The sequence below is a fragment of the Cobetia crustatorum genome (genome assembly GCF_000591415.1).
GTDB classification, from domain to species: Bacteria; Pseudomonadota; Gammaproteobacteria; order Pseudomonadales; family Halomonadaceae; genus Cobetia; species Cobetia crustatorum.
This window is the reverse complement of the sequence record NZ_JEMF01000005.1, coordinates 25,999-37,675: the sequence shown is the minus strand read 5'-3', so window position 1 is coordinate 37,675 and position 11,677 is coordinate 25,999. Positions and strand designations below refer to the sequence as shown.

The 11,677-nt window shown below is 58.6% G+C and carries 12 protein-coding genes; 11 read left to right on the top strand and 1 reads right to left on the bottom strand.

All coding sequences use genetic code 11. The annotated features are described in order from the left end of the window. Nucleotides 1–66 precede the first annotated feature (66 nt). Both BF12_RS0100925 and BF12_RS0100920 read left to right on the top strand, forming a co-directional pair. A complete protein-coding gene (locus tag BF12_RS0100925; RefSeq protein WP_024950625.1) occupies nt 67–1,311 on the top strand; it encodes a lipoprotein-releasing ABC transporter permease subunit in 1,245 nt (414 codons plus the stop codon). Between the two features lie 55 nt (nt 1,312–1,366). Next, nucleotides 1,367–2,074, top strand: a complete 708-nt coding sequence (locus BF12_RS0100920; RefSeq protein WP_024950624.1) for an ABC transporter ATP-binding protein — start codon at nt 1,367–1,369, stop codon at nt 2,072–2,074. A gap of 121 nt (nt 2,075–2,195) precedes the next feature. Here the strand turns inward: BF12_RS0100920 and BF12_RS0100915 are convergent, their stop codons facing one another. After that, nucleotides 2,196–2,741 (bottom strand): DUF2062 domain-containing protein, encoded by a 546-nt coding sequence (locus BF12_RS0100915; protein WP_024950623.1) that lies wholly within the window; start codon nt 2,739–2,741, stop codon nt 2,196–2,198. Nucleotides 2,742–2,928: 187 nt separating this feature from the next. On the opposite strand from BF12_RS0100915, the gene BF12_RS0100910 reads away from it, so the two are divergent. From BF12_RS0100910 to BF12_RS0100870, 9 genes are all read left to right on the top strand, one after another. Further along, nucleotides 2,929–3,150, top strand: coding sequence for a hypothetical protein (locus tag BF12_RS0100910; protein ID WP_024950622.1), 222 nt, complete (start codon nt 2,929–2,931; stop codon nt 3,148–3,150). A gap of 122 nt (nt 3,151–3,272) precedes the next feature. Beyond that, entirely contained in the window at nt 3,273–5,804 is a 2,532-nt protein-coding gene (locus tag BF12_RS0100905; protein ID WP_024950621.1) for a ComEC/Rec2 family competence protein, read from the top strand. Nucleotides 5,805–5,984: 180 nt separating this feature from the next. Further along, a complete protein-coding gene (locus BF12_RS18085) occupies nt 5,985–6,764 on the top strand; it encodes a MotA/TolQ/ExbB proton channel family protein (protein WP_024950620.1) in 780 nt (259 codons plus the stop codon). Continuing rightward, nucleotides 6,761–7,186 (top strand): ExbD/TolR family protein, encoded by a 426-nt coding sequence (locus BF12_RS0100895; protein WP_024950619.1) that lies wholly within the window; start codon nt 6,761–6,763, stop codon nt 7,184–7,186. Before BF12_RS18085 ends, BF12_RS0100895 begins: the two co-directional genes overlap by 4 nt. A 28-nt stretch (nt 7,187–7,214) precedes the next feature. Beyond that, nucleotides 7,215–8,963 carry a lipid A export permease/ATP-binding protein MsbA gene (msbA, locus tag BF12_RS0100890; RefSeq protein WP_024950618.1) on the top strand — a complete coding sequence of 583 codons (1,749 nt, stop codon included), beginning with the start codon at nt 7,215–7,217 and terminating at the stop codon, nt 8,961–8,963. Beyond that, entirely contained in the window at nt 8,960–9,949 is a 990-nt protein-coding gene (gene lpxK / locus BF12_RS0100885) for a tetraacyldisaccharide 4'-kinase (protein WP_024950617.1), read from the top strand. The genes msbA and lpxK overlap by 4 nt, the downstream gene beginning before the upstream one ends. A 108-nt stretch (nt 9,950–10,057) precedes the next feature. After that, the gene (locus tag BF12_RS0100880; RefSeq protein ID WP_024950616.1) at nt 10,058–10,252 is read left to right on the top strand and encodes a Trm112 family protein; all 195 of its coding nucleotides are present in this window, start codon (nt 10,058–10,060) and stop codon (nt 10,250–10,252) included. Further along, complete coding sequence (kdsB, locus tag BF12_RS0100875; protein WP_024950615.1) at nt 10,252–11,082, top strand: 3-deoxy-manno-octulosonate cytidylyltransferase; 831 nt, start codon at nt 10,252–10,254, stop codon at nt 11,080–11,082. The genes BF12_RS0100880 and kdsB overlap by 1 nt, the downstream gene beginning before the upstream one ends. Next, the gene (locus BF12_RS0100870) at nt 11,082–11,672 is read left to right on the top strand and encodes a low molecular weight protein-tyrosine-phosphatase (protein ID WP_024950614.1); all 591 of its coding nucleotides are present in this window, start codon (nt 11,082–11,084) and stop codon (nt 11,670–11,672) included. The genes kdsB and BF12_RS0100870 overlap by 1 nt, the downstream gene beginning before the upstream one ends. Nucleotides 11,673–11,677: the final 5 nt, after the last annotated feature.

Here is an 11,677-nt window from a genome sequence, read left to right as displayed (position 1 = left end):
CATGCGCCGAGCACGCGGAATGCGTATCATGACCCGCGACCCTGACCCAAGGAATCGACTTCGATGCTGCTGGATCGCTTACCCTTTCTTATTGGCCTGCGCTATACCCGCGCCAAGCGCCGTAATCACTTCATTTCGTTCATTTCCCTGACCTCGATGCTGGGCCTGTCGCTGGGCGTCGCCGTGCTGATTCTAGTGTTGTCGGTGATGAACGGCTTCGACCACGAGTTGCGTACGCGTGTATTGGGCATGGTGCCCCATGTACGTGTCGAGGCACGCGATAGTGTTACTGACTGGAAGACACTTGCCGGTCAGTTGCGTGAAAAGCCGCACGTCGTCGGTGCTGCGCCCTATATCGAGCAGCAGGGCATGTTTACTGCCAATGGCCGCAACAAGGGCGCGCTGGTGACGGGGGTTGATCCGAAGGCGGAAGACCAGGTCTCCATCATCAGTGATCATATGGTACACGGCAGTCTCGCGGATCTGACGCCCGGTAGTTGGGGCATCGTGATGGGAGAGTTACTGGCGCGCAATCTTGGCGTTGGCGTGGGTGATCGCGTCACGTTGTTGGTGCCTGAGGCCTCCATTACGCCAGGCGGTATCTTTCCGCGTCTCAAGCGCTTCACGGTGACCGGTATCTTCAAGGTCGGCGCCGATGTGGATGCCAGTCTGGCCTATACCGATATCAGTGATATGGCCAAGCTTGCACGCTTCAAGGAAGGCGATGTTCAGGGTATTCGCCTCAAGCTGGATGACCTGTTCAGCGCAGATCAGGTGACGCAAGATATTGTCAGTCAGCTTGGGCCGCAATATCGCGGCATGGATTGGAAGCGTACACATGGCAACTTGTTCGCGGCAATCCAGATGGAAAAGAACATGATCGGCCTGTTGCTGATGGTGATCGTTGCTGTCGCGGCCTTCAACATCGTCTCTACGCTGGTGATGATGGTGACTGACAAGCATGCCGACATCGCGATACTGCGAACGTTAGGCGCGAAGCCCGGCACCATCATGGGTATCTTTATCGTACAGGGGCTAACTATCGGGGTAATGGGCATCGTGATCGGCGCCATTGCCGGGGTGGCCTTGGCGTTGAGCGTGTCTGACATCATTGCCTGGGTGCAGGCGACCTTCGGTATCCAGTTCCTTGATCCCAATGTCTACTTCATCAGCTATCTGCCTTCGCGCCTTGAGGCCAGTGATATGGGTGTGATCATCGGCTCTGCGCTGGTGCTCAGCTTCCTGTCGACGCTGTACCCGGCCTGGCGCGCCTCGCGCATCCAACCAGCGGAGGTGCTGCGCTATGAGTAACACCTCTTCGTCTTCTGACGTGTCACCCCGTTCTGATGTCATTGGAGAGATTGCCATGTCCACGCCTGCTTCCGACCGTCCGCAGGGCGAGGTGATGCTGATCTGTGAAGGCCTGAGTCGCAGCTACGATGAAGGCCCGCAGAAAGTGCAGGTGCTGGAGAATCTGGAGCTGTGCGTGCGTGCTGGTGAGCGAGTCGCGGTGGTCGGCAGCTCCGGCTCTGGCAAGACGACATTGCTCAATCTGCTCGGCGGGCTTGACCACCCGAGTCAGGGCGTGGTCAAGGTGGCAGGCCAGCGTCTCTCCACATTGAATGAGGCGGCCCTTGGCAGCTTCCGCAATCAACACATCGGGTTCGTTTATCAGTTTCACCACCTGTTGGCGGAGTTCAGCGCCGAAGAAAACGTGGCGATGCCACTGATTATTCGTGGCCAGAAGCGTGCTGAAGCCGCCATCAAGGCGCGTAAGCTGTTGGAGCGAGTAGGCATGGGGCCGCGTGCCAATCACAAGCCTGGTGAGCTGTCAGGGGGGGAGCGTCAGCGTGTGGCAATTGCACGAGCACTAGTCACTGACCCAAGCCTGGTGCTGATGGACGAGCCGACTGGCAATCTGGACCAGACCACTGCCGCGCGCATTCTGGAGTTGATGGACGATATCGCGCGTGAGGCGCAGGCTGCCTTCATCGTCGTGACTCACGACGTAGGCTTGGCGGCGCACCAGCACCGTGTGCTGCGCCTTGACGGTGGCAAGCTGCACGAGGATTGAGTCGCGCTACCATAACGCTTGGATAAAAAACGCCCCCGCCATCGAAAGATGGTGGGGGCGTTTTTTGTGCGCGATGGCTGAGCGTGTCGATCAATTATTCAGGCAGTAGTCAGCAGCAATATCAGGTTTTCGATTTTTCGCCACGGCGAGCGGCGGCTCGCGCCTTGCGGCGACTGCGCCAGCTACGTACGACTTGATAACGCCACAGCAATCGCACCAGCAGGTTACCGAGTACGGCGATCACGATAGCGCTGACCAGCGAGCCGAGCGCCAATGCAGGAAGAATATCCTCCAGCTGACTGGCAAACCAGGCCGTGGAGACTTGGTCTGGCATCACTCGTGTCGGAGTATCCAGCATCCAGGCACCCACGCGATAGGTCGCGTAGAAGACTACAGGCATGGTCAGTGGGTTGGTAATCCACACCAGACCGACCGACAACGCGAGGTTGCAACGCAGAGCCCAGGCGCCAAAAGCCGCCAATACCATTTGAAAGGGTATCGGTAATAACGCACAGAACAGACCCACCATGAAGGCATTGGCCACGGTTCTCCGTGACAACGCCCACAGTGCGGGATCAGCAATCAGGTGATGCATGAAGCGCAGAGACTTCTTGCGCCTGAGGGCATCGGGTTCTGGCATGAACCGTTTGAGTAGACGACGAGGCATGACTTGGCCATTTGGCATTCAACGCCGGCCATTATCCATACATGACTGCAGGACTGCCATGCTGTGTGTGCAGTAAAGCGGTCCGTCATGCGCAACCAGCGTCTTTTAATCCGGCACCGAGCACAAGGAAGAGCCCGCTATGCCCGATGGCACGCGGCATGTGTCACCTCCAAGGGTGTCGAGTGGCATGTCGGAAGTCACCTTGAACAACTCCCATCATTTGCCACTGTTTCGGCTATCGCCAACCTGTCTGGCGCAATGGCTCATCGGTGTCATGGCAGGTCTGTGGTTATCTCGTCATGGTGAATGGGCTGCAGATTGGCAGGCGCGCTCGACGGAGGGGCTGACGCCTGATGTCACGTTGAGCCCCGATGCGTGGCTCACGGATACCATGTTGCTGCCAGGCTGATGCTTAGCTTCATGTTGCTACTATCGCTGTTCAGCACAGTCAGGTTTGATGTCGGCGGTTCTCGTGAGTCTTTCCGTGGTAGGCGATTGAGGCATGTTCTGAAGCGTTGTCAGTTGAACGGTATGCGAAGTCTTGGTGCGCTGTGGCTGGGCATCATGCTCGGGCTTTTGCATCAGCCGTTGCTGATGCCAGGGGCACTATCGCGCGAGCAGGTCTGGTTGGAAGGGCGCGTTGCGCAGGCGAGTCAGGCAGCGCCTTCGCCGAGGGAATCGGCGCGTATGGTGCTGAAGGTTACGAGTTGCCGACCCTTTGCACCTTCGACGGCCAACGCTCCTGATACTTTTCGTTCAGTAACTTTGGAAAAAAATTCCTCGGCGAAACTGTCGGGCAAGCGCTTCGCTTGTCAGCGTCTTGAAGGACAGCATATTCAACTACGGCGTTATTGGCCGCGCCGAGCGGGGGCCGACCACGCTCCTGAGCGTTGGCAGGTCGGTGAGCGCTGGAAATTAGTGGCGCGGCTAGTGCCGGTAAGTGGTAGCAGCAACCCTGGTGAGCGCGACGCGTTCGATCGTGTCGGCTGGCTGTGGCGCGAAGGCTTGGTCGCCACGGGATATGTGAGGCATGAAGAGAGAGCGCAGCGACTGTCATCGCCTCAAGGGTTATCAGTTCTGCGCTTACGAGCGGAGCAGACGTTATGGCAACGTTGTGAAGGGGATACCGACCGGAGCATTGAGGACAACATCGAGAGGGGAGATGAGAAAGGCGCTGAGATGATTGAATGGGCCACCAGCCCCTGTCGCTGGCTGGCCGCCTTGACGTTGGGGCGTGCGTCGGCGCTGACACGCGAAGACTGGAATACGCTCAATGCCACGGGGCTGACGCATCTGGCGGTAGTGTCTGGCTTGCATGTCGGTTTGATGGTCAGCCTGACGCTACTGCTCGCTTTCGGTAGCTTGCGACTGCTGCGGCCGGCTGATTGGCGTTTTAGTGCAGCGCCTTGGTGGCTAGCGTTCGTGGCAGCCTGGAGCTTCGCGTTACTTGCCGGGCTAGCCCCTCCAGCACTGCGAGCTGCGCTGATGGCAAGTGTCGGGCTATGGATGGCCAGCGGTCGCAGTGGTCTGGGAGTCTGGCAGGTGTGGATGCTGGCCTTGATCACGGTATTGGTACTGGACCCATTAGCGCTGTGGCGACCGGGCACCTGGTTATCTTTTGTGGCGGTGGCTGTGCTGTTGCTGGCATGGCAGGGACGAGCACGCCCACGCGGTTTGATGGGCTGGTGTCTCGCAACCTTGCGCAGCCAGTGGCTGTTGTCGTTGGCAATGGGCGCGGCCTTGCTGGTATGGCGTGGGCAGTTGTCACTGCTCTCGTTACCGATGAATCTGGTCATGGCGCCGCTGGTGACTCTGCTGGTCGTTCCGCTCGGCATGTTGGGCTGGGCGCTGGCAGGCATCGAGTATCTACTGGCGGCGAGTGGATTCATTCCAGAGGAGATGGCAGGTATAAGCGGAGCTGGATTGAGTGGAATGCTGTGGCAGTGGTTAGCACACGGAGTGGCGCTGGGAGTCGCAACACTGACGCCCATCGCCGAGTCGTACGGTATGTGGCCATCCTGGGATGTATCGACAGGATTGGCAGAGTCGTGGGTGTTGGCTGCCGCATTGGTCACGCTGCTATCAGCCTGGTTGGCAAGCGGAGTGCCGGGAATCGATGCGAACATGAGGCGTGTCTGCAGCGTGGTAGCGGTGATATGGGGACTAGCACTTGGAGGCACGCTGCTGATGCCTTCTTCTTTCATTGAGATGAAAAGCTCACGGCCGTATGCATCACGCTCGTCGCATGGTCCCGCGCTCAGCGTAACGGTGCATGATGTTGGACAAGGACTGGCCGTCTCGCTGGTGATCGGGGTGAGTTCGGAGGATGCATTGCAGTTCTTGGCCACGCCGTCCGTTCCTCGCCTTTGGCGCTATGATCTCGGCGCTGGCTCAACCTATGGTGCACCGCGGATCGCCTCATTGTTGCCATCGCTATCATCTGAGGGCGCGTCACAAGGTGTCATCATCAGCCATGCCGATGAGGACCATGCGGGAGGCGTCTCGGCGCTATCGGCCGCAGATATTGTTGAACTGTGGGTGCCAGATGGGCAGCGTACCCGACTCCTCAAAAAGGCCGGCGGGCTTGCTTCAGTGCCTCTCAAGGCATGTGTGGCAGGGCGCAAGGTCGTACTCGGTCACGTTGAAGGCAAGTCTCTGATGATGGAAGTACTGTGGCCTTCCCAAGGGCTGAAAACACGCAATGATAATGCGCATTCTTGCGTCGTGTTGATTCAGCACGGAACGCGACCCTTGGCACTGTTGACAGGAGATATCCGCCAACAGGAAGAGCGCCGGATCATTGCGCAGTTGAGGAAACGTCTCGCAGGGAAGTCGCTACCGCTGCTGATCGTCGCGCACCACGCAGTCGCAGCAGCAGTGGTGATGCATGGCTTGAGGCCCTGTCGCCGCGCCATGCGATCATCAGCGCTGGACGCTACAATCCGCACGGCCATCCTCACGACGATGTGGTGGTTCGTCTGGCGGATCACGCTGAATGTCTATGGCATAGCGGGTTGGATGGTGCGCTGCGTTGGGAGTGGTCGCCCGCGGGTGAACACTTGATACCTGCACGTGGGGCTGCTGGTATCAGTGCGGGGTGCCTTGGGGTAAAATCTGCTGATTGATCAGATGCATGGCGTATTTATGCGCTTTACGCGGCAGGGATGACGCGTACGACATCTGACGACGATAATAATGATTGCCTCCCGGTAATAGAGGCATCGAGACCAAGGGAGAGGTCACATGCTGGAAGCCTTGTACGCTGGGGGAGTCTTGATGCTCCCGATTCTGGGATGTTCGGTCGTTGCACTGGCCATTATCTTCGAGCGCCTGTGGACATTGCGCACGCGACGCATTGCGCCGCGTGGGCTAGGGCAAAAAGTGTGTGAACTGATCAGCCAGGGCCAGGTCAATGTCTATTGGCTGGAGAGTCACTCTCCGTTGGGCAACGTGTTGGCGGCCGGATTGCGCAATGCGCGGCTGGGGAATGAGCAGGTACGCGCAAGAATGCAAGAGTCAGCTGTGGCAGTGATTCATGACATGGAGCGCTTCTTGAGCCCGCTGGGCACGATTGCTGCCATCACGCCGTTGCTGGGGTTGCTGGGCACCGTGGTGGGCATGATTGATGTGTTTGCCGTGATCGTGGATGCCGGCAGTGCCGAGCGTGCTCAGGAGCTGGCAGGGGGGATTTCTCAAGCCCTGGTCACTACCGCGTCTGGACTGACGGTCGCGATTCCGGCGCTGATGTTTCACCGCTATTTCCAGCGTCGGGTGGAAGACATCACCGTCAACATGGAAGAGCAGGCTGGGCAGGTAGTGGAATACATTTCCCATCATCAAGGCGAGCTGGGTCTGGCCGAGAGTCACGATGGTATTGATCGCCGTAACGGTCAGGATCGTCGCGAGACGACACCGAGTGACATGCCTGCCTATATGCGGCGCGATGCGGATGACCCGTTCGGTGATGATGGCCGTGCGGATGGCGCCGGTGACAAGGGGGCAGGAATCGGGAGGCCATCATGAGGTTCCCCAGGCGCCAGCGCGAGTCGGTGGAGGTCAATCTCACACCACTGATCGATGTGGTCTTCCTGTTGCTGATTTTCTTCATGGTATCGACCACGTTTGATTCTCGGCGTGCGCTGGATTTGATTCTGCCTCAGTCGAGTCAGGCCAGTGCCGTTGAACAAGCCCCGCTGATCTTGAGTATCGCGGCGGGCGGAGACTTTACGCTCGGGGAGGAGTCCCTCGCCGAGTCTGAGCTAGGAACGCGTCTTGCCGAGTACAAGGATCAGGCTGATCGCTTCGGGTTGATCCTCGAAGCAGATGGCCGCACCCCACATGCCAAGGTGGTGAAGGCATTGGATGCCGCCGCCGCAGTGGGTATTACCCGAGTGCGTATCAGTACGCGTACCGGGACGGATATATCACCACCGGATACCCCCTGAGGGTGCCGCCAAAGTCAATGGAGACCCCGTGAGTCGCGACTCCTCCTGGATTCATTACCGCCGCTTGCTCGGCTATGTTCGTCCGTACTGGAAGATGTTTCTGGCCGCGATTGTGGGCTACATCATCTACGGTGCCTCAAGTACGGCGCTGGCCGAGATGATGAAGCGCCTGATTGACGGCATTCAGAATCCAGATGCTCAGTTCCGACTGTTTCTCCCTCTCTTCGTCATCGGCATGTTTGCGGTGCGTGGTGTGGGTACCTTCCTTGGCACCTACTGCATGAGCGACGTGGCGCGTAACGTCGTGCATACGCTGCGTACCACCGTGTTCAATCACATGCTGCATCTGCCGGGGCGTTATTTTGACGAGAATTCCACTGGCCACCTGATTACCCGTGTGACTTACCATGTCGAGCAGATTACTGGTGCCGCCACCAAGGCGTTAACCATCATCATGCGCGAAGGCTTTTTCGTGCTGGGGCTGCTCAGCTATCTGTTCTGGACCAACTGGAAGCTGACACTGGTCTTCATCGCGGTGACACCGCTGATCGGTTGGGTCGTCAGTTATGCCAGCAAGCGCTTCCGCAAGCTTTCCAAGCGCATCCAGGGTTCCATGGGAGAGGTGACGCATGTCGCCTCAGAGGCCCTTTCCGGGCATCGCGTGGTCCGTACCCACGGTGCGGAAGATTTCGAGAAGGCGCGTTTTGCCGCGGTTAGTGAGTACAACCGTGAGCAGAAGATGAAGGAAGCATTGACCAAGGCCACGGCGACTCCGGTTATCCAGCTATTGATTGCCATCGCGTTGGCAACGTTGGTATGGCTGGCGATGGCCCCGGAGCTGATGGCTGGCATGACGGCAGGCGAATTCGTCGGCTTTATCACCGCCGCTTCGATGATGGCTAAGCCGGTACGTCAGCTGACGGAAGTCAACGGCGAGATCCAGAAAGGCATGGCTGCCTCTGAGGAGCTATTTGGTCTGCTTGATACTCCTCCTGAACCTGACAATGGCACCCTCGTTCCTGACGGACGTCTGGCAGGTCGTGTGCGCTTCGACAACGTGTACTTCCGCTATGCTGCACGCCAACCCGATGTGCTCAAGGGGATTGATCTGGAAGTGAAGGCTGGCCAGATGGTGGCTATCGTTGGGCGTTCCGGATCTGGCAAGTCAACGCTGATGAGCCTGCTGCCGCGCTTCTACGCGCCTACCGAAGGCCGCATTCTGATCGATGATGTCGCGATTGAAGACTACCAGCTGCGTCCGATGCGTCAGCAGATTGCACTGGTTTCGCAAAATGTCACGCTGTTCAATACCAATCTCACTGCCAATATCGCTTACGGCACTGGTGAGGTGGATGTTGAGCGAGTCGAGCAGGCGGCGCGTGCGGCTTACGCACATGAATTTATCGAACGCATGAGCGAAGGTTACAACACCGTTGTTGGCGATAACGGTGTGATGCTTTCCGGTGGTCAGCGGCAGCGCATCGCGATTGCACGTGCTATCTACAAGGATTCGCCGATTCTGGTATTGGATGAGGCAACCTCGGCGCTGGATACTGAATCCGAACGTTATATTCAGCGCGCGCTGGAAGAAGTCTGCCAGGGCCGGACCACCTTCGTGATCGCCCACCGTCTTTCTACCATCGAGAAAGCCGATCGCATCCTCGTGATGGATGACGGCGAGATCATCGAAGACGGTACCCACGAGGAGCTAATTCAGCAGGAGGGCGCTTATGCTGCCCTGCATCGCATTCAGTTCCGGGAGTCAGTCGACGCATGAGTGAACGACTGGTAGACGCCTGGTATCGCGGCGCCACGTGGTTGCATCTATTGCGCCCGCTGGAATATGTCTACAAGGGCGTAGTCGCACGCCGGCGTCAGGCATTCCTCAGCGGCAAGCGTGAGGTATGGAAGGCACCGGTGCCAGTGATCGTGATTGGCAATATTACGGTGGGCGGTACCGGCAAGTCACCGTTGGTGGCTTGGTTGGGCCGCTGGCTGAGTGAGCAAGGCTGGCGGCCGGGCATCATTTCACGCGGCTATGGCGGGCACTCATCGCGTTATCCACTGTTTGTGCAGGCCGATACGGACCCTCAGCACGCTGGCGATGAGCCCGTGATGCTAGCTCAGCAGACCGGCTTGCCGGTGGCGGTCGATCCGGACCGCCCGAGTGCAGCGCGCCGCCTGATTGCGGCGGGCTGTGACATTCTGCTATCCGATGACGGACTCCAGCATCACGCACTGGGGCGCGATATTGAATTGGTTGTCGTGGATGGCGAGCGCGGCTTTGGCAATCAACGTTGCCTGCCTGCCGGACCACTGCGTGAGCCACTGTCGCGTCTGGCCAGTGTTGATGCAGTGATTTCCAATGGCAATATCGACTGCACGTTGCTGCCGGTGGAGTCGCACTGCATGACGCTGACCCCCGTGCATTGGCGTCACCTGATCGACGATGTACGTTATCCGGCCAGCCATCAGCCGTTCAGCGGCTCGGTACATGCATTGGCCGGTATCGGTAATCCTCAGCGCTTCTTCCGTACCTTGACCACGTTGGGGGTGGAGCACATTCCCCATCCACTGGCGGACCATCATCGCTTTACGCCGACGGATCTGCGTTTTTCCGACAACTTGCCGGTGGTGATGACTGCCAAGGACGCCGTGAAATGTCGTCGCTTTGCCAATGAGCGTTGCTGGGCGTTGGACGTTGAGGCGCGCCCGGATCAGGCATTGGTTGAATGGCTCACCAAGCGCCTTGAAGCGCTCTGATACGATAATGATGAGCTGCTCGACACTGTATCGAGCGGCTCGGTCGTCACTTTTTCACGTTATGCTGCTTCTTAATCATTCCCCTGCTATTACCTCGGAGACGTCTCGATGGACAAGGAACTGCTGGCGCTGCTGGTCTGCCCGCTATGTCAGGCCAAGCTGACCTATGATGCAGCAAATGCCGAGCTCAAGTGTTTCTACGATGGCCTTGCCTATCCCGTGCGTGACGGTATTCCCGTCATGTTGGAAGAGGAGGCGCGTGAGATGGATGTCGATGAGAAGCTCAAGGGGAGCCGCGGCTGATGAGTGATCTTCCGCAGGACGTGACACTGTCGTCAGATGCGCTGCTCAACGCCACAACGGATGGCTTTGTGGTGGTGATTCCCGCGCGCTTCAACTCTTCACGCCTCCCGGGCAAGCCGCTGGCGGACATTCACGGCCAGCCGATGATCCAGCATGTCTGGCGTAACGCATGTGCCAGCCAGGCATCGCGTGTCGTGATTGCCACGGATGACGAGCGTATTCGCCAAGTATGCGAAGCCTTCGGGGCGGAAGTGGTGATGACGCAGGCGGAGCATCCCAGCGGTACCGACCGTCTAGCCGAAGTGGTCAGTCTACTTGAGCTGGCGCCCGAGACGCTGGTGGTCAACGTGCAGGGCGATGAGCCACTGCTGCCAGCAGCATTGATCGATCAGGTGGCCGTGCGCTTGGAAGAAGATGCCGGTGCATCAATCGCGACGTTAGCCGAGTCGATCGCGAGTGTCGATAGCCTGTTCAATCCCAATGTGGTCAAGGTCGTGCGTGACCTGCGTGGGCGCGCACTGTACTTCTCGCGTGCGCCGATTCCTTGGGATCGTGAGCAGTTCACCACTCCCCCGACAGTGCTGGCGACTGACTCCTGGCTTCGCCATATCGGCCTCTATGCCTATCGTGCCGGTTTCCTGACCGAGTATGTCGACTGGCTGCCGGCGCCACTTGAACAGCTTGAGCAGCTTGAACAATTGCGTGCGCTGCATCACGGGCATGCCATCCAGGTAGCGATTGCCTGCACTGCGCATCCGGCGGGTGTCGATACCTCAGAGGATCTTGAGCGGGTGCGCGCATGGCTGGCGAGCCATGCAGGAGACGTGTGATGAACGGGGATATTTCTCATGCCTCTCAGATGATTCGTGAGCAACTCGCCGCACGTGACGTGCCGGTTCAGCGCATTCTCATGGTGTGCTTGGGCAATATCTGTCGCTCACCGAGCGCAGAGGGTGTATTGCATGCCGCGTTGGCGCATCACTGGCTAGGTAAATGTATCGAGCTTGATAGCTGCGGTACCAGCGATTGGCACGTGGGCGAGCCCCCTGACAGGCGTGCCATCGTGCATGCCGCCAAGCGCGGCCATGATATCAGCGGATTGCGGGCGCGCCAGTTGGCTGTGAGCGACTTCAGTGACTTTGATCTGATTCTGGTGATGGATGATGCCAATCTTGCCAATGTCACGGCGTTGGCACCGGCTGACAGCCCAGCGCTGATCTGTCGTCTGCTGGACTTCTTGCCGTCACCGCTGCCAGCGTTGGCCGAAGGCAGCCGAGAGGTACCTGACCCCTATATTGGCGGTGCTGATGCGTTCGAGCGTGTGCTGGATCTGATTGATAGCGCCTGTGCAGAGCTGATCTTGCTGCTCGCGTCACAGGGTCAGTCACACTCTGGGCACGCGCCACGAGGCCAGATGTGAGCGTT

Coding starts and splice junctions, on each gene's coding strand:
- BF12_RS0100920 (WP_024950624.1), top strand. CDS start 1,367: ATGTCCACGCCTGCTTCCGACCGTCCGCAGGGCGAGGTGATGCTGATC.
- kdsB (WP_024950615.1), top strand. CDS start 10,252: ATGAGTGATCTTCCGCAGGACGTGACACTGTCGTCAGATGCGCTGCTC.
- BF12_RS0100910 (WP_024950622.1), top strand. CDS start 2,929: ATGTCGGAAGTCACCTTGAACAACTCCCATCATTTGCCACTGTTTCGG.
- BF12_RS0100895 (WP_024950619.1), top strand. CDS start 6,761: ATGAGGTTCCCCAGGCGCCAGCGCGAGTCGGTGGAGGTCAATCTCACA.
- BF12_RS0100905 (WP_024950621.1), top strand. CDS start 3,273: ATGCGAAGTCTTGGTGCGCTGTGGCTGGGCATCATGCTCGGGCTTTTG.
- lpxK (WP_024950617.1), top strand. CDS start 8,960: ATGAGTGAACGACTGGTAGACGCCTGGTATCGCGGCGCCACGTGGTTG.
- BF12_RS0100915 (WP_024950623.1), bottom strand. CDS start 2,741: ATGCCTCGTCGTCTACTCAAACGGTTCATGCCAGAACCCGATGCCCTC.
- BF12_RS0100870 (WP_024950614.1), top strand. CDS start 11,082: ATGAACGGGGATATTTCTCATGCCTCTCAGATGATTCGTGAGCAACTC.
- BF12_RS0100880 (WP_024950616.1), top strand. CDS start 10,058: ATGGACAAGGAACTGCTGGCGCTGCTGGTCTGCCCGCTATGTCAGGCC.
- BF12_RS18085 (WP_024950620.1), top strand. CDS start 5,985: ATGCTGGAAGCCTTGTACGCTGGGGGAGTCTTGATGCTCCCGATTCTG.